General features: G+C 54.6%; 22 protein-coding genes and 1 pseudogene. 18 read left to right on the forward strand and 5 right to left on the reverse strand.

The genetic code is table 11. The features are described 5' to 3' along the window. The first annotated feature begins 1 nt into the window (after window position 1). From M1D91_RS19275 to ruvX, 7 genes and pseudogenes are all read left to right on the forward strand, one after another. Entirely contained in the window at window positions 2-520 is a 519-nt protein-coding gene (locus tag M1D91_RS19275; RefSeq protein WP_437433539.1) for a hypothetical protein, read from the forward strand. Between the two features lie 671 nt (window positions 521-1191). Then, window positions 1192-1692: a SprT family zinc-dependent metalloprotease gene (locus tag M1D91_RS19280; RefSeq protein ID WP_437433540.1), complete on the forward strand. Its 501-nt coding sequence runs from the start codon at window positions 1192-1194 to the stop codon at window positions 1690-1692. A gap of 95 nt (window positions 1693-1787) precedes the next feature. Continuing rightward, window positions 1788-2486: a deoxyribonuclease I gene (gene endA, locus M1D91_RS19285; protein ID WP_437433541.1), complete on the forward strand. Its 699-nt coding sequence runs from the start codon at window positions 1788-1790 to the stop codon at window positions 2484-2486. A gap of 113 nt (window positions 2487-2599) precedes the next feature. Next, a pseudogene (gene rsmE / locus M1D91_RS19290) lies at window positions 2600-3332 on the forward strand (16S rRNA (uracil(1498)-N(3))-methyltransferase). Window positions 3333-3345: 13 nt separating this feature from the next. Then, window positions 3346-4293, forward strand: a complete 948-nt coding sequence (gene gshB / locus M1D91_RS19295; protein ID WP_437433543.1) for a glutathione synthase — start codon at window positions 3346-3348, stop codon at window positions 4291-4293. Window positions 4294-4593: 300 nt separating this feature from the next. Next, window positions 4594-5157: a YqgE/AlgH family protein gene (locus tag M1D91_RS19300; protein WP_437433544.1), complete on the forward strand. Its 564-nt coding sequence runs from the start codon at window positions 4594-4596 to the stop codon at window positions 5155-5157. Next, window positions 5157-5573: a Holliday junction resolvase RuvX gene (ruvX, locus tag M1D91_RS19305; protein WP_437433545.1), complete on the forward strand. Its 417-nt coding sequence runs from the start codon at window positions 5157-5159 to the stop codon at window positions 5571-5573. Before M1D91_RS19300 ends, ruvX begins: the two co-directional genes overlap by 1 nt. 137 nt (window positions 5574-5710) lie before the next feature. On the opposite strand, the gene M1D91_RS19310 is transcribed toward ruvX, so the two are convergent. Beyond that, window positions 5711-6403, reverse strand: coding sequence for an IclR family transcriptional regulator domain-containing protein (locus M1D91_RS19310; protein ID WP_437433546.1), 693 nt, complete (start codon window positions 6401-6403; stop codon window positions 5711-5713). Window positions 6404-6467: 64 nt separating this feature from the next. On the opposite strand from M1D91_RS19310, the gene M1D91_RS19315 reads away from it, so the two are divergent. Further along, window positions 6468-8726 (forward strand): FAD-dependent oxidoreductase, encoded by a 2259-nt coding sequence (locus tag M1D91_RS19315; RefSeq protein WP_437433547.1) that lies wholly within the window; start codon window positions 6468-6470, stop codon window positions 8724-8726. On the opposite strand, the gene M1D91_RS19320 is transcribed toward M1D91_RS19315, so the two are convergent. Then, window positions 8723-9703 (reverse strand): type IV pilus twitching motility protein PilT, encoded by a 981-nt coding sequence (locus M1D91_RS19320; protein WP_437433548.1) that lies wholly within the window; start codon window positions 9701-9703, stop codon window positions 8723-8725. The genes M1D91_RS19315 and M1D91_RS19320 overlap by 4 nt on opposite strands. 17 nt (window positions 9704-9720) lie before the next feature. Between M1D91_RS19320 and M1D91_RS19325 the strand changes: the two genes are divergently transcribed. From M1D91_RS19325 to M1D91_RS19350, 6 genes are all read left to right on the forward strand, one after another. Further along, on the forward strand, window positions 9721-10425 hold the full coding sequence (locus M1D91_RS19325; RefSeq protein ID WP_437433549.1) for a YggS family pyridoxal phosphate-dependent enzyme: 705 nt from the start codon (window positions 9721-9723) through the stop codon (window positions 10423-10425). 18 nt (window positions 10426-10443) lie between these two features. Beyond that, window positions 10444-11007, forward strand: a complete 564-nt coding sequence (locus tag M1D91_RS19330) for a YggT family protein (RefSeq protein WP_437433550.1) — start codon at window positions 10444-10446, stop codon at window positions 11005-11007. After that, window positions 11004-11294 (forward strand): DUF167 family protein YggU, encoded by a 291-nt coding sequence (gene yggU / locus M1D91_RS19335; RefSeq protein ID WP_437433551.1) that lies wholly within the window; start codon window positions 11004-11006, stop codon window positions 11292-11294. The genes M1D91_RS19330 and yggU overlap by 4 nt, the downstream gene beginning before the upstream one ends. Before the next feature lie 8 nt (window positions 11295-11302). Continuing rightward, complete coding sequence (locus M1D91_RS19340; RefSeq protein ID WP_437433552.1) at window positions 11303-11896, forward strand: XTP/dITP diphosphatase; 594 nt, start codon at window positions 11303-11305, stop codon at window positions 11894-11896. Then, entirely contained in the window at window positions 11889-13031 is a 1143-nt protein-coding gene (gene hemW, locus M1D91_RS19345; protein WP_437433553.1) for a radical SAM family heme chaperone HemW, read from the forward strand. The genes M1D91_RS19340 and hemW overlap by 8 nt, the downstream gene beginning before the upstream one ends. A gap of 63 nt (window positions 13032-13094) precedes the next feature. Continuing rightward, a complete protein-coding gene (locus tag M1D91_RS19350) occupies window positions 13095-13457 on the forward strand; it encodes a DUF559 domain-containing protein (protein WP_437433554.1) in 363 nt (120 codons plus the stop codon). Window positions 13458-13715: 258 nt separating this feature from the next. Here M1D91_RS19350 and M1D91_RS19355 read toward each other — a convergent pair whose 3' ends face one another. From M1D91_RS19355 to trmB, 3 genes are read right to left on the reverse strand one after another with little or no spacing between them, the layout of a single operon-like run. Next, on the reverse strand, window positions 13716-14435 hold the full coding sequence (locus M1D91_RS19355) for a YggN family protein (RefSeq protein WP_437433555.1): 720 nt from the start codon (window positions 14433-14435) through the stop codon (window positions 13716-13718). A 53-nt stretch (window positions 14436-14488) separates the two neighbouring features. Continuing rightward, on the reverse strand, window positions 14489-14815 hold the full coding sequence (locus tag M1D91_RS19360) for a YggL family protein (RefSeq protein ID WP_437433556.1): 327 nt from the start codon (window positions 14813-14815) through the stop codon (window positions 14489-14491). Beyond that, window positions 14815-15534, reverse strand: a complete 720-nt coding sequence (trmB, locus tag M1D91_RS19365) for a tRNA (guanosine(46)-N7)-methyltransferase TrmB (protein WP_437433557.1) — start codon at window positions 15532-15534, stop codon at window positions 14815-14817. Before trmB ends, M1D91_RS19360 begins: the two co-directional genes overlap by 1 nt. A 143-nt stretch (window positions 15535-15677) precedes the next feature. Here trmB and mutY point away from each other — a divergent pair, with 143 nt between their 5' ends. The 4 genes from mutY (at window position 15678) to M1D91_RS19385 (ending at window position 19906) form a co-directional block, all read left to right on the forward strand. Next, complete coding sequence (gene mutY / locus M1D91_RS19370) at window positions 15678-16736, forward strand: A/G-specific adenine glycosylase (protein WP_437433558.1); 1059 nt, start codon at window positions 15678-15680, stop codon at window positions 16734-16736. Window positions 16737-16763: 27 nt separating this feature from the next. Next, window positions 16764-17039 carry an oxidative damage protection protein gene (locus M1D91_RS19375; RefSeq protein ID WP_437433559.1) on the forward strand — a complete coding sequence of 92 codons (276 nt, stop codon included), beginning with the start codon at window positions 16764-16766 and terminating at the stop codon, window positions 17037-17039. Between the two features lie 88 nt (window positions 17040-17127). After that, window positions 17128-18210: a membrane-bound lytic murein transglycosylase MltC gene (gene mltC / locus M1D91_RS19380; protein ID WP_437433591.1), complete on the forward strand. Its 1083-nt coding sequence runs from the start codon at window positions 17128-17130 to the stop codon at window positions 18208-18210. Window positions 18211-18646: 436 nt separating this feature from the next. Next, entirely contained in the window at window positions 18647-19906 is a 1260-nt protein-coding gene (locus tag M1D91_RS19385) for a nucleoside permease (protein ID WP_437433560.1), read from the forward strand. Window positions 19907-19913 lie beyond the last annotated feature (7 nt).

Consider the following 19913-nt stretch of genomic DNA (forward strand, 5'->3'; position numbering starts at 1 on the left):
GATGGATGAATTAACTAACTACATATTGCTAGGCTTTGATGTTCGCCTGAATACAGATAGAATAAGAAGTGTAGATATTCTTGTTTGGCCACAAGCAGAAGATGTTATAAATAAACTATACAATCTGGGCTGTAAAGAAAATTTACTTCAACTCCTGGATTGTAGAGAGGATGAAATAGAAAGAGTAGTCGATAAAAATTCAATAGCTGTAGCTATTGCTGTTTCATCCGAAGGGTTAAAGAAAATGGAAGAAGTACTTTTTCACGATATGATAGAATCTCCTGGATCTCCAGTCTATCTACTGAACAGAGGATGGGAGTTTGCTGGTTATGATATCGCTGATGGAAATGGTTATTTCTCAATATTTGGGATTGATTCCTTATCACCTAAAATGAACATTCCTACTAATCTTTTCTCTCTGAAAAAAGATGCCGATTTTTTTATAGAGCCTGCCTCTGAACTATATCCAGAGCATATACCCTTTGTAAACTTTGCGGTTTTTACATACACAAATAGATAGTGTTTCGATAATAACCAGTGGCTTGTCAGGTTCAGATTAGTGCCGGAGCAGATGGAGGGACAATTGGAACTGACGTATGGGTCCCAAAGGAAATCATTCTGGCCCTCACGGTCTGCCGCTGGCGCTGGCGAAGCGGGACAGCAGTGTGATGAGGAAACAGGGCTGTATTATAACCGGCACCGGTATTATGACTGCAGTATGGTAAGTGATTTCTCAACTGAAATTGTGTTGTTCTTAGGCAAGTTAAAACTAACATTAAATCTAATAAGATAACGCCACTCCCGAAGTCATTTAATATTAAAAAATATTTTATGATCATCAATGCAATGGTACATTATAAAAAACATCCCTAAAAAAACTAAAAAGAAAAAGCACATTACCTTCTCGCCGTTAAAGACAATCAAGGTAAATTGTATAATACCTTTTAGGCAAATTTCCCAGTGAAATTAGTTTCAGGGCATTGCTAAGCGCATGTTACATAGAGGATCTGCTCGCAGCCTGCATCGCGCCTGGATTTCGCAGAGAAAAAAAAATTTTAATTCATGATCTTGCCCTACTGACTGCCGTTCCTATTGGTCCATGCTAAAACGCGATGAATCTTAAAAAGCCTCACCCAACCCGGTGAGGCTTTCTCTTGCACTCCCCTGCTCGGCCCCCTATCCTCTGCCGGTATGAAAACCACCCGTCTCCCCATCGCCACTCAGCAGGCCGTTATGCGTAGCCTGCGGGAAAAACTCGCCCTCGCAAACCATAAGCTGGAACGCAACTATCCTGAACCGAAGCTGCTTTACCAACAACGCGGCACGGCGGCGGGTACCGCCTGGCTCAATAGCTGGGAAATTCGCCTTAATCCGGTGCTTTTGCTGGAAAACGAGCAGGCATTTATCGATGAAGTCGTGCCGCATGAGCTGGCGCATCTGCTGGTGTGGAAGCATTTTGGTCGTGTCCCGCCCCACGGTAAAGCGTGGAAATGGATGATGGAGAGCGTGCTCGGCGTGCCCGCCAGGCGCACGCATCAGTTCGAGCTTGAGTCCGTTCAGCGCAATACGTTCCCGTATAAGTGCAAATGCCAACAGCACCAGTTAACCGTCCGCCGACATAACCGTGTGGTCCGTGGTGAAACGACTTATCGCTGCGTGCACTGCGGTGAAACCCTGGTGCCGGAGTGCTAATTACAAGAACCATTAAGAACGTTTTGTGCACCAACTGATTGCATCCCGGAACCGCTTCCGCTACGTTGCGCACTTCATTTGACAGGGAGTGCACCATGTTCCGTATCATCTTCTCTTTATTGTGGGTTCTTGTGGCCGTGCCAGCCTTTGCCGAGGGTATTAACAGCTTTTCTCAGGCCAAAGCGGCGGGCGTTAAAGTGAATGCAGACGTACCCGGCGATTTTTACTGCGGCTGTAAAATCAACTGGCAGGGCAAAAAAGGGGTCGTTGACCTGGCCTCCTGCGGCTATCAGGTGCGTAAAAATGAAAACCGCGCCAGCCGTATTGAGTGGGAGCATGTGGTTCCCGCCTGGCAGTTTGGTCATCAGCGCCAGTGCTGGCAGGACGGTGGGCGTAAGAACTGCGCCAAAGATCCGGTCTATCGCAAAATAGAAAGCGATATGCACAACCTGCAACCGGCGGTGGGTGAAGTGAATGCCGATCGCGGCAACTTTATGTACAGCCAGTGGAACGGCGGTGAAGGGCAATATGGTCGCTGCGAAATGAAGGTCGACTTCAAGGCTAAACTGGCCGAACCGCCTGCCCGCGCTCGTGGTGCAATTGCCCGCATCTACTTCTATATGCGCGATCAGTATCAGCTCACGCTCTCTCGTCAGCAGGCCCAGCTCTTTACCGCCTGGGATAAACTCTACCCGGTGACCGACTGGGAGTGCACCCGTGATGCGCGCATTGCCAACGTCCAGGGCAACCACAACCCGTACGTGCAGCGCGCTTGCATGGCGCGAAAGAGCTAACCTACACTAGCGGCAATTGTTAATCTGGTGCCGCCCTCCCCCTGAAGGCGGGGGGCACGGTCGCGCTACGGGTGAGAAGAAAGCACACCCCATTTCATACGGAACACTGAACTATGCGTATTCCCCGCATCTATCACCCTGAACCTGTTCAGACAGGCGCTGAAATCGCCCTTGACGACGACGCCGCAAACCACGTGGGCCGCGTCCTGCGCATGGTTCAGGGGCAGTCTCTCCAGCTGTTTGATGGCTCAAACCAGGTGTTTGACGCACAAATCCTCCGTGCCGATAAAAAAAAACGTTATCGTTAAAATCAGTCACGGTGAAGTCGACGATCGGGAATCGCCGCTGCATATTCACCTGGGGCAGGTCATGTCCAGGGGTGAAAAAATGGAATTCACTATCCAGAAATCGATCGAACTGGGTGTAAGCCTCATTACGCCACTTTTTTCCGAGCGATGTGGCGTTAAACTGGATGCCGAGCGCCTGAATAAGAAGCTCGGGCAGTGGCAGAAAATTGCCATTGCCGCCTGTGAACAGTGTGGTCGTAACCGGGTGCCGGAAATTCGCCCGGCAATGGATCTCGAAGCCTGGTGTGCAGAAGAGGAAAACGGCCTTAAGCTTAACCTTCATCCTCGCGCCAGCCAGAGCATTAATACGCTGCCGTTACCGGTTGAGCGTGTACGCTTGTTGATTGGCCCGGAAGGCGGTCTGACCGCCGATGAGATTGCCATGACCGCACGTTACCAGTTTACTGATATTCTGTTGGGACCCCGCGTATTGCGCACTGAGACAACGGCCCTGACCGCCATCACCGCCCTGCAGGTACGTTTTGGCGATTTAGGTTAAACGGAGAAGCATAATGATTAAGCTCGGCATCGTGATGGACCCCATCGCGCAGATTAATATCAAAAAAGACTCCAGCTTTGCCATGCTGCTCGAAGCGCAGCGTCGCGGCTATGAACTGCACTACATGGAAATGGCAGATCTTTACCTTATCAATGGTGAAGCCCGTGCCCGTACCCGTCTGCTTAGCGTCGAGCAAAATTACGACAAATGGTACGACTTTAGTAGCGAGCAGGAGATTGAGCTCGCCTCGCTGGATGTCGTGCTGATGCGCAAAGACCCGCCGTTTGATACCGAATTTATCTACGCGACTTACATCCTTGAGCGCGCCGAAGAGAAAGGCACGCTGATCGTTAACAAACCGCAGAGCCTGCGCGACTGTAACGAAAAACTCTTCACCGCCTGGTTCCCTGAGCTGACGCCTGAAACCCTGGTCACGCGAAATAAAGCGCAGCTTAAGGCTTTCTGGCAAAAACATACCGATATCATCCTCAAACCGCTGGATGGTATGGGCGGTACCTCTATCTTCCGCGTGAAAGAGGGCGATCCTAACCTCGGCGTGATCGCTGAAACCCTGACCGAACTCGGCACCCGTTACTGTATGGCGCAAAACTACCTGCCAGCCATCAAAGACGGCGACAAACGCGTGTTAGTGGTCGATGGTGAGCCAGTACCGTACTGCCTGGCGCGCATCCCACAGGGCGGCGAAACACGTGGCAATCTGGCAGCCGGTGGCCGCGGTGAGCCGCGCCCCTTGACCGAGAGCGACTGGGCAATTGCCCGCCGTGTTGCACCGACGCTTAAAGCCAAAGGGCTGATTTTCGTGGGTCTGGATATCATTGGCGACCGTCTGACGGAGATTAACGTCACCAGTCCAACCTGCATTCGTGAAATCGAAGCGGAGTTCCCTGTCTCCATCACCGGTATGTTGATGGATGCCATTGAAGCGCGTCTGGCCAAATAATGATTAGGTGCATAACACGCTAAGCTATACCCTGAATAATTCGTCTTGCTGGCAGGCGGTAAGGCAGTGACAACTTCGTCAGATACGAATTTGAACCGCCAGAGGCTGCCGTGGTGAGGCCCTTAAACTCTCAGCCGCGTACTCTGGTAAGCGGCTGAGGTGAGCAAGGCGGGCCAACGCACCGGCAACGTGAAGTAGGACGGGTATATCGCATCCCCTTAAGTCTGGCAGTGACAGCGTGTTGCTTTCCCCGCATACTGGACTGCCGCTTTTTTGAACCAGGAAACAGAACCTCTGACAATGAATTTACAGCATCACTTTCTGATTGCCATGCCTGCTCTCCAGGATCCGCTGTTTCGCCGTTCCGTGGTTTACATCTGCGAATACAACGACGATGGAGCAATGGGGCTTATCATCAATAAACCTCTGGAAAACCTGAAAGTTGAAGGGGTTCTGGACAAACTAAAAATTCACCCGGAGGAGCGCGATCCGGCGATCCGTCTGGATAAACCCGTGCTGTTAGGTGGGCCGCTGGCGGAAGACCGCGGCTTTATACTGCACACGCCGCCGAACAACTTCTCCTCCAGCATCCGCGTGTCTGATAACACCATCATCACCACATCCCGTGATGTACTGGAGACGATGGGCACCGCCAGTCAGCCAAAAGAGGTGCTGGTCGCTCTCGGTTATTCTTCCTGGGAGAAGGGTCAGCTTGAGCAGGAAATTCTCGATAATGCCTGGCTGACGGCCCCGGCAGATTTGAACATTTTGTTTAAAACGCCCATTGCCGAGCGCTGGCGTGAAGCGGCGAAGCTCATCGGGATTGATATTCTGACCATGCCCGGCGTGGCAGGACATGCCTGATGAGTGGCACCTTACTGGCATTTGACTTCGGAACAAAGAGTATTGGCGTTGCTATCGGACAGCGCATTACCGGGACTGCGCGTCCGCTTAGTGCGCTGAAAGCCCAGGACGGCACGCCGGACTGGAATCTCATCGAAAAATTGATAAAAGAGTGGCAGCCGGAAGCGGTGATCGTCGGGCTCCCCTTAAACATGGACGGCACGGAGCAACCGCTTACCGCGCGTGCCCGTAAGTTTGCCAACCGTATTCATGGTCGTTTCGGCGTGACGGTTACCCTGCATGACGAGCGTCTGAGCACCGTTGAAGCCCGTGCGGGGCTGTTCGAACATGGCGGTTTTCGTGCCCTTAACAAAGGCAGCATTGATTCTGCCTCTGCGGTTATTATTCTCGAAAGCTATTTCGAACAGCACCTCTGACAGAACGGGCTGAGCACGCTTCAGCCCTTCTCTTCTCCTCACAACAGCAGCCATGCTCCCTCGATCGCCCTCACAGTTTTGAGGCGACTTTTTTGCATTCCGCTAATTGTTTCTATAAAAGAAACATAAGAAAGAAATTATGGCTGTTGCGTCAGTCGTCGTGCAAGGGTGTGAAGTTCGCTCAGTCGCTCATCGACGACCGTCGCATCGACCTGCCACATTCCGGCAAACGCCAGCGCGGCGGAGTGTGCGCCGAGAGGTTTTGCCATTGAGACTTCGCCGTCGTCGTGATGCCAGACCACGCGCCCTTCGGCCCGCTGTTGGGCAACATGCGGGGCCAGTTGCTGCCACTGTTCCGCAGTGAACCGCTTTTGCAGCGTCTCATCGGTTTCGGCGGCGAGCAGCGCCATACCGATAACCGATTGCCATGCAGGCAACATATGGAAGCCCGCCAGTGCCTGAGTGACCTGAGTACCGGGTTCAGAGTGATAAATGTAGATAACCTGATCCTCCCAGAGTACGCCCATCGCTACTACGATGTCTTTGGGGGCGTAAGTTTCCAGAAGTGGCAGGGCCTGGGAAAAGAGTGAAGAACCGCGAATGGCCTGGGCTGCCAGCGCGTGAATACCCGGCCCCGGCAGGTAGCGACGTTGTTCATCCTGCATGGTCAGCCCTATAGAAGCCATGGTCATCAGCAAACGGTTCACACGTGTCGTGTTGATGCCCATCAGTCTTGCCAGCTCGCGACAGCCAATCGCGCGGCCGCTGGAGACAAGGTACTGCAGGCAGCGAATTCCATCTATCAGGCTTTGGTTCGGTTGTGAGGACATACAGGCTTATCTCGCAGGTGACATTAAGCGTCGATTTTACCGACAGTAAAGAAGGATACAAGGCATGAACATCTATCCGCAAACCGGGACGAGAACCTTTCCGTCACTGCAGTCAAAGGCCGACCTGCTGGTCGCGGGAGGAGGACTGGCCGGGCTATGTGCCGCCCTTGCTGCCGCACGGGATGGGTTGCAGGTGATACTCGTACAGGACAGACCCGTTCTGGGGGGGAATGCCTCAAGCGAAGTGCGCCTGTGGGCTAACGGCGCCACCTCTCATATGGGGAACAATAACCGCTGGGCGCGCGAAGGCGGCATCATGGGTGAGATCCTGGAGGAGAACCTCTGGCGGAATAAAGAGGGTAACCCGGTGATGTTCGATCTGGTGCTGCTCGATCTTGCCAGAAGCCAGCCGGGCCTGACGCTGCTGCTTAACACCACCATTTACGCGCTGGAAAAAACGCAAAATGCCATCACGCAGGTGAGTGCATTTAACGCCATCAATGAGACGTTTTATACCATTGCTGCCGACCAGTTTTGCGATGCGACGGGCGATGGCGTGCTCGGTTTTCTGGCGGGAGCCGAATACCGCGACGGAGCAGAAGAGGTCGATGAGCTGGGAGAGAAAATGGCTCCCGGTGATAACTTCGGCCATAAGCTGGGTCACTCTATTTATTTCTACACCAAACAGACTTCAGGCCCGGTAAATTTCGTCCCACCCTCTTTTGCCCTGCAGGACATCACCACCATTCCCCGCTATAAGCGTCTGACGTCCACGCTCAACGGTTGCGATCTGTGGTGGCTGGAATGGGGCGGACGCCTGGACACCGTGCACGCGAGCGAAGAGATCAAATGGGAGTTGTGGAAAATCGTCTGGGGTGTCTGGGACTACATTAAAAACTCCGGCGACTTTCCGGAAGCCGCTAACATGACCATTGAATGGGTCGGCATGATACCCGGTAAACGCGAAAGCCGACGTTTCGTTGGAGAGCATCTGTTGTGCCAGCAGGATATCATTGAACAACGCGACCACTACGATGCCGTAGCCTACGGAGGCTGGTCGATTGACCTGCACCCCGCCGATGGCGTTTACAGCACCCACGACGGCTGTCGCCAGTTTCACAGCAAAGGCACTTACACCATCCCTTTGCGCAGTCTCTACAGCCGCTCTCTGGATAATCTCTTCCTGACAGGCCGGCTCATTTCTGCCTCCCACGTCGCTTTTGGCAGTGCACGCGTGATGTGCACCTGCGGCCTGCTGGGTGAAGTGGTCGGTCGCGCCGCCGCGCTCTGTAAAATCCACCAGCTCACCCCGGCGCAGCTGGCAGAGCGCGACCAGGTAAAATTATTACAACAGCAGTTGCAGGCCAGCGGCTGTTACATTCCCCGTCAGTGGCTGGATGACCCGGCGCAAGGCGCTACGGTGAGCGCCAGCAGTGAATATGCCCTCACCTCGCTTTTGCCCAGTGGCAACTGGCATTCGCTGAGCGAGCGAATGGCGGTTTTACTGCCGGTAAAAGCGGGCGAGTCGCTGGGCGAAATCAGTGTGCGCCTGCGTTCGCCTTCGCACCAGCCGCTTACCCTCTCTCTGCTGGGTAGTGCCCGTAGCGGGAACTTCACCCCCGATTATCAGTACGACAGCTGCACCCTCGACGTGGATGGCGAGCAGAACTACAGGTTTAGGTTCGCCTGGCAAAGCGATCGTGACCAGTACGTTTTCCTCGCCTTTGACGCCTGCGAAAAGGTGGAGATCGCGCTGACAGATACCCAACTGCCCGGCATTATGACGGTGTTCAACAGCCTGAACGCCCGCGTCGCTAAACACACCCGCCAGGTTGCAGATGGTGATTACGGCGTCGATGAGTTCGATTTCTGGCTGCCGCGCCGTCGCCCGCATCAGGTGATGCCTGCACTCACTTTTAGCCAGCCATTAACCGTTTTTCGGGCGGAGAATGTTCTAAACGGTCGCCTGCGCCCGGAACAGCAAACCAATGCCTGGGTACCTGCTGCGGATGACCCGCACCCGACGTTGCGCTGGCAGTGGAGTGAAGCTATCCCCTTCTCAGCGCTGACGCTTATTCAGGACAACGATTTCGATAACGCGATGGAAACGGTGCAGATGGGCCATCACCAGGCAGTGACTCCGCACTGCATCACCCATTATCGACTCTGGGCTGACGACAGGTTACTTGCAGAAGTGACCAGCAATCACCATTCCGTCTGCGGGCACCGCTTGCCTGAGCCTGTTACCGCGCACGAAGTGCGCCTGGAGATCCTCGCCACCGCGGGTGCGCTCCCCGCCGTCTATTCGCTGAACATCCGTTAAAGCCAGCCCTGGGCCTGCCGCTGTTGCAGACTCTGGGCAAAGGTCTGCATACCGGCCTGCTGCCCGGTTTGCAGCAGGCCGGGTAGCTGGTGGGTTTTTCCCTCACGGATGAGGTTCGCCACCGCCGGAGTATTAATCAGTAATTCAAACAGCGCCACACGACCGCCCTGCTTGTCCGCCTCCAGCCGCTGTGCCAGCACCCCCTGCAAACTGCCGGCAAGCTGGCTGCGTACCGGGTCTTTCTCCTGGGCGGGAAAGGTATCCACAAGGCGCTCTATAGCCTGATGGGCACCCCGGGTATGCAGCGTTGCCAGCACCAGGTGCCCGGTTTCTGCCGCCGTCAGCGCCAGACGAATGGTTTCGCTGTCGCGCAGTTCCCCCAGCAAAATGACATCCGGGTCCTCACGCAGCGCGGCCCGCAAACCTGCTGCGAAAGAGATACAGTGAGGGCCAATCTCCCGCTGCTGGATCAAACAGCGCTCGCTGGAGTGAATAAACTCCACCGGATCCTCGAGCGTCAGAATATGGCCGTCGAGTTGATGATTAAGATGGCTGACCATCGCCGAGAGCGTCGTCGATTTGCCGCTACCCGTCGCACCGGTCACCAGAATCAGTCCATTCTCCCGCGCCAGCAGGTCGGGTAACAGTGGCGGTGCATCGAGGTCGGCCAGCGTCGGGCAACGGGTCGGCAGCAGTCGCAAGGCCAGAGATAGCCCCCTCTCATGGCGAAATGCGCTGGCGCGCAGCCGCTGCTGGTTTTGGGTAGTGAGCGCAAAATCCGCCTGGCCCTCATGCAGCAACTGGCGCTGCTGGCTCTCGCTTAAGCACTGACTCAGCAAGGCGTTGATATCGGGAGAGTCAAAGGGGGCTATCTCAAGCCTTCCCTGCCTGCGCCAGCGCGGCGCGTGACGATCGCACAGGTGTAGATCCGAGACATTATGCTTTACACTAAGCTCCACGATTTTTTCCATATCCATAAAGCCATCCTGGGACTATGAACGATATAGCGCATAACCTGGCACAGGTCCGGGCCAAAATCTCAGCCGCGGCAACAGCTTGCGGCCGTGATCCAGAAGAAATTACGTTGCTTGCGGTCAGTAAAACCAAACCTGCGAGCGCCGTCGCAGAAGCATTTGAGGCAGGCCATCGGGCGTTTGGTGAGAACTACGTGCAGGAAGGCGTTGATAAAATCCTTCATTTTCGCGAACAGGGCGTGAAAGGTCTGCAATGGCACTTTATTGGCCCGCTGCAATCCAACAAAAGCCGCCTGGTGGCGGAACATTTTGACTGGTGCCATACCGTTGACCGGCTCAAAATTGCCACCCGTTTAAGCGAACAGCGCCCGGCCTCGATGCCGCCGCTGAACGTGCTCATTCAGGTCAACATCAGCGACGAGCAGAGTAAATCCGGCATTACGCCAGAGGAACTGGAAGCGCTGGCAGCCCAGGTGGTGGAACTGCCGGGCATACGGTTACGCGGGCTAATGGCGATCCCCGCCCCGGAAACCGATTACGAACGTCAGTTAGCCGTGGCGCGTCAAATGGCTGTCGCATTTGACGCGCTTAAGGTACGTTACCCTGGCGTAGATACCCTTTCTTTAGGGATGTCTGACGATATGGAAGCCGCGATTGCGGCCGGAAGCACCCTTGTGCGCATCGGAACCGCCATTTTTGGCGCGCGCGATTACACAAAAAACTAAGGAAACCTGAGGAACGCCATGAATACGTTGTCCACACTCCTTTCACTGCTCATCCAGGCTTACACCATGGTACTGCTGCTGCGTATCTGGATGCAGTGGGCGCGCTGTGATTTCTACAATCCCTTTTCGCAGTTTATTGTGAAGATAACCCAGCCGATTGTTGGCCCGCTGCGCCGCGTGCTTCCTTCTATGGGGCCAATAGACAGCGCATCACTGCTGATCGCGCTGGTGCTCTGCGTCATTAAGGTATTTTTAAACCCCTATGTCACTATGGACGGCGTGTTTATCGTACTGGCCGCGCTGCTCATCATCCTCAAAACCGTCGGCTCGCTGATTTTCTGGGTACTGCTGGCGATGGCGATCATGAGCTGGGTAAGCCAGGGGCGTAGCCCGGTTGAGTACGTGCTGCTGCAACTGACCGAACCACTGCTGCGTCCGATTCGTCGTCTGCTGCCGTCGATGGGCGGCATTGATTTCTCACCGATGATCCTCGTGCTGCTGATGTATGTCATCAACATGGGCGTGATGGAGTTTCTGGCCAACACTATCGTGCCGCTGGCCTACATCTGGAGCTGGGCGTGAGTGCTGTCACTTCTGGTGACGACGGGCTGGTACTGCGGCTGTATATACAGCCAAAGGCCAGCCGTGACACGATTGTTGGGCTGCATGGCGACGAGTTGAAAGTCGCCATCACCGCCCCGCCGGTGGATGGGCAGGCTAATGCGCATCTGGTGAAATATCTTGCGAAACAGTTTCGGGTAGCTAAAAACCAGGTGCTGATTGAAAAAGGCGAACTGGGCCGCCATAAACAGGTCAAAATTACCCATCCGCAACAGATTCCTTCGGCCATTACGGCCCTGATTAAGTAGGACCCATTATGCAAAAAGTTGTTCTCGCCACCGGTAATGCCGGTAAAGTGCGCGAGCTTGCCTCGCTGCTGAGTGATTTCGGTCTGGATATTGTCGCGCAAACTGAACTGGGCGTGGATTCGGCCGACGAGACCGGGCTGACGTTTATTGAAAACGCCATTTTAAAAGCGCGCCATGCCGCTAAGGTGACCGGCCTGCCAGCCATTGCCGATGATTCCGGGCTGGCCGTTGATGCGCTGGGGGGCGCACCGGGGATCTACTCCGCGCGTTACTCTGGTGTGGACGCCACTGACGAAGCCAATCTGCAAAAACTGCTCATCACCCTGGAGGCGGTGCCGGATGACAAACGTCAGGCTCAGTTCCACTGCGTGCTGGTCTATATGCGCCATGCCGACGACCCGACCCCGCTGGTTTGCCACGGCAGTTGGCCTGGCGTGATTACGCGCGCACCTGCTGGCCAGGGCGGGTTTGGTTACGATCCGATTTTCTATGTTCCGACGGAGGGTAAAACCGCCGCCGAGCTGACTCGCGAAGAGAAGAGCGCCATCTCCCACCGTGGGCAGGCGTTGAAACTGTTACTGGAAGCATTACGTAATGGCTAAGTTGCCACCTCTGAGTCTTTATATTCACATTCCGTGGTGCGTGCAGAAATGCCCCTACTGCGATTTCAATTCCCATGCGCTTAAAGGCGAGGTGCCGCACGACGATTACGTGCAGCATCTGCTTGCCGATCTTGATATCGATGTCCCTTACGCGCAGGGGCGTGAAGTAAAGACCATCTTTATTGGTGGCGGTACGCCGAGCCTGCTCTCCGGCCCGGCGATGCAGACGCTGCTGGACGGCGTGCGTGCGCGCCTGAACCTGGCAGCGGATGCGGAAATTACGATGGAAGCCAACCCCGGAACCGTCGAAGCGGACCGCTTTGTCGATTACCAGCGGGCCGGGGTCAACCGCATCTCCATCGGCGTGCAAAGCTTTAGCGAACAAAAGTTGCAGAAGCTGGGGCGCATTCACGGTCCGGATGAAGCAAAGCGTGCCGCACACCTGGCGACGGGCCTGGGTCTGCGCAGTTTTAACCTGGATTTGATGCACGGCCTGCCGGATCAGTCACTGGAAGAAGCGCTGGATGATTTGCGCCAGGCCATTGCACTGAACCCGCCGCACCTCTCCTGGTACCAGTTAACTATTGAACCTAACACCCTGTTTGGTTCGCGCCCACCCGTGCTGCCGGACGACGATGCCTTATGGGATATCTTCGAGCGTGGTCACCAGTTGCTGACCGCCGCCGGTTATCAGCAGTACGAGACCTCGGCCTATGCGAAACCGGGTTACCAGTGCCAGCATAACCTTAACTACTGGCGCTTTGGTGACTATCTCGGCATCGGCTGCGGCGCGCACGGCAAAGTCACCTTCCCGGACGGACGTATATTGCGCACGGCGAAAACGCGCCATCCGCGCGGTTATATGCAGGGGCGCTATCTGGAACGTCAGCACGACGTAGAGGCTGCAGATAAACCGTTCGAGTTCTTTATGAACCGCTTCCGTTTGCTGGAGGCCGCACCGCGTGAAGAGTTCACTCTGTTCACGGGGCTGGACGAAAGCGTGATTCGCCCGCAGCTTGATGAGGCGCTGGCAAAAGGCTACCTCACCGAGTGCGATAAATACTGGCAAATCACCGAACACGGTAAGCTGTTCCTCAACTCCCTGCTGGAGCTGTTCCTCGCCGAAGAGTCCTGAAGCCTGCTCCAGGTTTTTGCCTCCCGTTCAGCACGCTGTGGATAGAGCTGGCAGAGTGGCGGGATGGAAATCATACGCTCACATGCAAAGCAGCTCAGGCGCGAACTGACACAAGAAGAACGACGGCTTTGGTATCTGTTACGCAGCCGTCGGTTTTCTCGTTACAAGTTTCGTCGCCAACACCCCGTTGGTCATTACATCCTTGATTTCGCTTTCTGCGAAGCGCGACTTGCCATTGAACTGGATGGTGGTCAGCATGATGAAAGGCACGAATATGATGTTCAGCGAACGGTCTGGTTGAACCAAAAAGGCTGGCACATCATTCGTTTCTGGAATAATGAATTCAGGGGAAATGAAGAGGCCGTGCTGGAGAAGATATTTGAGGTGCTGCAAACGCTGTTACCCTCACCCCGGCCCTCTCCCTGAAAGGGAGAGGGAGAAAAGCCGCACTCGCCTCGCTCTGTGCCCGGGCCTGCCTGGAGAGAGAGGGAAACGGCACCTCGAGCAGCCCCCTCGCCTTTTAGGGAGAGGGGGAAAGCGGCACTACTGCCTGACACGCCTCGATCGGTCCCCTCGCCTTTTGGGGAGAGGCGGAAAGCGGCACTACTGCCTGACACGCCTCGATCGGTCCCCTCGCCCCTTTGGGGAGAGGGTTAGGGTGAGGGGAAGAGACAGCGCAAAACTTTATTTCAGCCCTTTAACCAGCGCCTTACGGCTCTCTTCCAGTGACACGACACGGCTACAGACATCCTTACCGAACTGCTGGAAATCGGCTTCCTGATTTTTCCACTCGTTCTGAATGGCAGTCTGCAAACCGCCGAGGCTACCCAGCACGCTCTGGAGCGGGTTACCGCCGCCTTTGAGCACCGCTTTGGCCCCCATCTCATTGATGCTGTCCTGCAAAATGCCGCCCATCGCCTGGTTTACCAGCTGCTGGCCGTTGGCCTGTACTTCATCAATGGCCTTGTAGTGGAACGTCAGGCCATCGCTGCGCCGCTCGATAATCTTGTTCATCTGTTCTTTAAGTTGCGCATCAAGCTTCGTCAGACGGCCGCGCATACTGCTGCTTTCACCCACTTCTTTGACGATGATGTTGTCGAGCGCAATACGGCCTTTTTCCACCCGAGCGCGCGCCCCCTCATCGATCCAGGGCAGTGCGGTACGCAATTCTGACTGATAGTCTTTCGCCTGCTCACGTTGCGCGGCGCTGAGCGAGTATTGTTTGCCGTTAAACATGACGTTGCCGTCCGGCGTCAGCACGAGATTGCCATTTTCACCCTTTACCTGGACGGTCTGGGGACTTAACACCACGTCATCACGAGGGTTAACGCTACACTTGTATTCCGCATTCGCAGCGAAAGTCGTCACCGTAAGTACCACCGCCAGTAGCGTTTTGCGCATCATTTCCACTCCTGTAGAGACAAAACGGGCCGGCAATTGCCGACCCTGATAACAACTTAGTCCCACCAAATATCGAAAAGTTCGCTGACGCTCACCTCTTCGAGTTTGTGGTCTTCAAGCCACTTACGCACAACCGCCTGATGCTCTGCGGTGCACTTGCCTATTTCCTGCTTACAAATCAGACCTTCCCACGCCAGATAGCCGCTGCCGCCAAAAGTCAGTTTTTGCGACTCCACAGCTTCAGCAATAAAGGCATCAACGACGTTGTCGATCTCTTCTTCAGTGGTGCCTTCCGGGAAACGCCAGTTAACGGAAAAACCAATTTCCTGGAATTCTTCGATGTGCATCTTCTTGCGAAGACGACGACTGCGGTTCGTTGCCATTATTTTACCCTCTCGAACATTAAGTCCCATACGCCGTGACCAAGACGATGGCCACGTTGTTCAAATTTGGTGACCGGGCGCGAATCCGGGCGCGGTACGTAATTTTGCGTGGCAGACTGGTTCTGATAGCCATCGATTGAGGACATCACTTCCAGCATGTGTTCAGCATAGGCCTCCCAGTCGGTTGCCATATGGAAGACACCGCCCAGTTTTAATTTGCTTTTCACCAGCTCAGCAAAAGGTACCTGAACAATACGGCGCTTATTATGACGCGCTTTATGCCAGGGGTCAGGGAAAAAGAGCTGCACCATGTTCAGTGAATTGTCAGGAATCATTTTATGCAGTACTTCCACCGCGTCGTGGCACATTACACGCAGGTTTTCGACCCCCTCTTCATGCGCGGATGAGAGACAAGCCCCCACGCCCGGAGAGTGGACTTCAATACCGAGGAAGTTCTGATGAGGGCGGATTTTCGCCATCTCGACCAGTGAGGCCCCCATTCCAAAACCAATCTCCAGCGTCACCGGCCCGGTGTTGCCAAACAGGGCAGCAAAATCCAGCGGCTGCTCAGCAAACTCAACGCCCATCACCGGCCAGTAGTTATCCAGCGCATGCTGTTGACCTTTGGTCAGGCGGCCCTGGCGGCGGACAAAGCTACGGATACGGCGCAGCGGGCGGCCGTTTTCATCAAATTCCGGTGAAATGACGTCGTTATTCATAAAAAAGTCTGCTCGTGAGAGTGTTCAGGAAACGGGCATTATCCAAAGTTAATTCCAGTATGCAAGCTGCAAGCACAGGAAAGTTCCGGTTTACACCCCGCTGGCGCTGTGCTGCAATCTGCCACCTTATTCAAGCGATGTTGGTGACCATGCAAGCGTCTCAATTTTCAGCCCAGGTTCTGGACTGGTACGATAAATACGGGCGCAAAACCCTGCCCTGGCAAATTGACAAGACGCCCTACAAAGTATGGCTGTCTGAAGTGATGTTGCAACAGACGCAGGTGACAACCGTTATCCCCTATTTCGAGCGCTTTATGGCGCGCTTCCCGACCGTGACCGCTCTGGCCGATGCACCGCTGGACGAAGTCCTGCATCTGTGGACCGGACTTGGCTACTACGCCCGCGCGCGCAACCTGCATAAGGCGGCAAAACAGGTGGCGGAAAAACATGGCGGCGAGTTTCCCGAGACCTTTGAGGAAGTAGAAGCGCTGCCGGGTGTCGGGCGCTCTACCGCCGGGGCGATTTTATCCCTTTCGCTCGGCAAACATTTTCCCATTCTCGATGGCAACGTGAAACGTGTGCTGGCCCGCTGTTATGCCGTTGACGGCTGGCCGGGCAAAAAAGAGGTTGAGAAACGGTTGTGGCGCATCGCTGAGGACGTCACCCCGGCAAAGGGCGTGGAGCGTTTCAATCAGGCGATGATGGATCTTGGGGCGATGGTCTGTACCCGATCCAAACCCAAATGTCAGCTCTGCCCGCTGCAGACCGGCTGTCTGGCTTATGCCAGTCACAGCTGGGCGAACTACCCGGGCAAAAAACCGAAGCAGACGCTGCCGGAGCGCACCGCTTATTTCCTGCTGATGCAGCAGGGTGAGCAGGTCTTTGTGCAGCAGCGACCGCCGGTGGGCCTGTGGGGCGGGTTGTACTGTTTCCCGCAGTTTGAAGATGAAGCCGCTTTACGGGACTGGCTGGCGCAACGTCAGATTAAGGCCGATACTCTCTGCCAACTTGTTGCGTTTCGCCATACGTTCAGCCATTTCCATCTGGATATTGTGCCTATGTGGCTAACCGTGTCCTCGGTCAGTTCATGCATGGATGAAGGAAGCGGTCTTTGGTATAACTTAGCGCAGCCGCAATCCGTCGGCCTGGCGGCCCCGGTGGAGCGCCTGTTGCAACAATTACGCGTCGGCGTGGCAGTGTAATGACACGCGGCCTACAGAGGATTTGTTATGAGTAGAACCATTTTTTGTACCTTCCTGCAACGTGACGCAGAAGGCCAGGACTTTCAGCTGTACCCCGGCGAGCTGGGTAAGCGCATTTTCAATGAGATCTCCAAAGAGGCATGGGGACAGTGGCAGAAAAAGCAGACCATGCTTATCAACGAAAAGAAGCTGAACATGATGAACGTTGAGCATCGCAAACTGCTTGAGCAGGAGATGGTCAACTACCTGTTCGAAGGGAAAGATGTGCATATCGAAGGCTATACGCCGGAAGATAAAAAATAAGAGCCTGGCCACACCTCACCCAGCCTGAGTGTGGCCCGCCTCAAGGGCCGGACAGCCCTTATGTGCAACCAACTGCATCCCCGGAATGATGAAAAAAATTTTAGCGCTTGCGATTATTGCGCCGTTGCTGATGTCGTGTTCCAGCTCCAATAAAAGTGGTGAAACTTACAATGAAGCCTGGGTTAAAGACACTAACGGTTTTGACATTCTTATGGGGCAGTTTGCCCACAACATCGAAAATTTATGGGGATTTAACGAAGTCCTGATTGCCGGCCCGAAAGACTACGTAAAATATACCGACCAGTATCAGACCCGTAGCCACATCAACTTTGATGAGGGTACGATCACCATTGAGACTATCGCCGGGACGGATCCGGCAAACCATCTGCGTCGGGCCATTATCACGACGCTCCTGATGGGCGACGATCCTGGCTCCATTGACCTTTACTCGGACGTTGATGACATCCAGATTTCCAAAGAACCGTTCCTGTACGGCCAGGTACTGGATAACACCGGGCAACCTATTCGCTGGGAAGGTCGCGCCACCCATTTTGCCGACTACCTGCTACAAAATCGCCTGAAGAGCCGCGCCAGCGGTCTGAAAATCATCTACAGCGTCACCATTAACCTGGTGCCGAACCACCTTGATAAACGTGCGCACAAATATGTGGGTATGGTGCGCCAGGCGTCACGCCGCTACGGGGTGGACGAAGCGCTGATTCTGGCCATTATGCAAACTGAGTCCTCCTTTAACCCGTATGCGGTAAGCCGTTCCGACGCGCTGGGCCTGATGCAGGTGGTGCAGCACAGCGCCGGGCGCGACGTCTTCCGCGCACAGGGCAAATCCGGTATGCCAAGCCGTAGCTTCCTCTTTGATCCTGAAAGCAACATTGATACCGGCACCGCCTATCTGGCGATGCTGAATAATATCTACCTTTCCGGTATCTCTAACCCGACCTCACGTCGCTATGCGGTGATCACTGCTTATAACGGTGGGGCAGGCAGCGTACTGCGCGTCTTCTCGGCAGATAAAGTGCAGGCCGCGAATATTATTAATACGATGTCGCCGGGTGATGTCTATTCAACCCTGACCAGCCGCCACCCGTCTGCGGAGTCCCGCCGCTACCTTTATAAAGTGAATACGGCGCAAAAAAGTTACCGTCGTAACTGAGTCAACGGCTTATCCTCTTTCGCCACTGGCGCGAAAGGGGATAAGCAATGCTTTTGGACGCAGGGTAGACGCCTCTCAAAATGTGACCAATATCACCGTATTTGACTGCAACCATACCAAGTTTGCATTTTTATGTCGGATGTAACAATTTCGCCTCAGCTTCGATGATAGAATCGCCACACATAACAACAGTAATTGTCTTAATTCCAACATCTATACCCCAACTAGGTCGAGTTGCAGGCAGGTGGTAACGCAGCGAATCCCCAAAAGCTTACTCTGGTAAGTGACTGAGGTGAGCGAGGACAAACTGGCGTAGCCCGTTTGAACAGCGCTTACGCTGGCCCCAAAGGGGCGAGGCCAAAAGCCGAGTAAAGCCAACGCACATGCAGCTTGAAGTATGACGGGTTTATCAGACTCCTTCGGTGAGGAAACTAACATGAATCTTAAGCTGCAGCTTAAAGTGATTATCTTCCTGCAGTTCTGCCTGTGGGGGAGCTGGCTGACTACGCTTGGCTCTTATATGTTCGTTACCCTGAAATTCCAGGGTGCAGAGATTGGCGCGGTCTACAGCTCTCTGGGTATCGCCTCTGTCTTTATGCCAGCCCTGCTCGGCATCGTGGCGGATAAGTGGCTTAGTGCAAAATGGGTTTACGCGATTTGCCACCTGATTGGTGCCATCACCCTGTGTATTGCGGCAACCGTGACCACCCCTGGCGCGATGTTTGCCATTATCCTGCTCAACTCCCTGGCATACATGCCAACCCTGGGTCTGGTAAACACCATCTCTTATGCCCGTCTGCAAAACGCCGGCTACGATATCGTTAAGGATTTCCCGCCGATCCGTATCTGGGGTACCATTGGCTTTATCCTGGCCATGTGGGCGGTGAGCTTCTCTGGCTTCGAACTGAGCCATATGCAGCTTTACATCGGTGCTGCACTCTCTCTGGCGCTGAGCCTCTTCTCTCTGACGCTGCCGCATATGCCGGTGAGCAATACGCAGAAGAACCAGACCTGGGTGGAAATGCTGGGCCTGAACGCCTTTGCGCTGTTCAAAAACAAACGCATGGCGATTTTCTTTATTTTCTCCATGCTGCTTGGCGCTGAACTGCAGATTACCAATATGTTTGGTAACACCTTCCTGCACAGCTTTGACGCTAACCCGCTGTTCGCGGACAGCTTTATCGTCACCCACGCCTCAGTGCTGATGTCTATTTCGCAGATCTCTGAAACCGTCTTCATCCTGGCGATTCCGTTCTTCCTTGGCCGCTACGGTATTAAGAACGTGATGCTGATGAGTATCGTTGCCTGGATGCTGCGTTTTGGCCTGTTCGCTTACGGCGACCCGACACCGTTTGGCACCGTGCTGCTGGTGCTCTCCATGATCGTATACGGTTGTGCGTTCGACTTCTTCAACATCTCCGGTTCCGTCTTCGTGGAGAAAGAGGTGAACCCGGCTATCCGCGCCAGCGCGCAGGGTATGCTGCTGATGATGACCAACGGCTTCGGTTGTATCCTTGGCGGTATGGCGAGCGGTAAAGTGGTGGAGATGTATACCGTTGCGGGTGTTACCGACTGGAAAACCGTGTGGCTGATTTTCGCAGCTTACTCCGTGGTACTGGCCTTCGCTTTCATGGCGCTGTTTAAATATAAACATGTGCCGCAGGCGACAGGTGCGCAGCAAACCGTCGCGCATTAATCCCTTC

The organism is Enterobacter sp. SA197 (assembly GCF_054131575.1).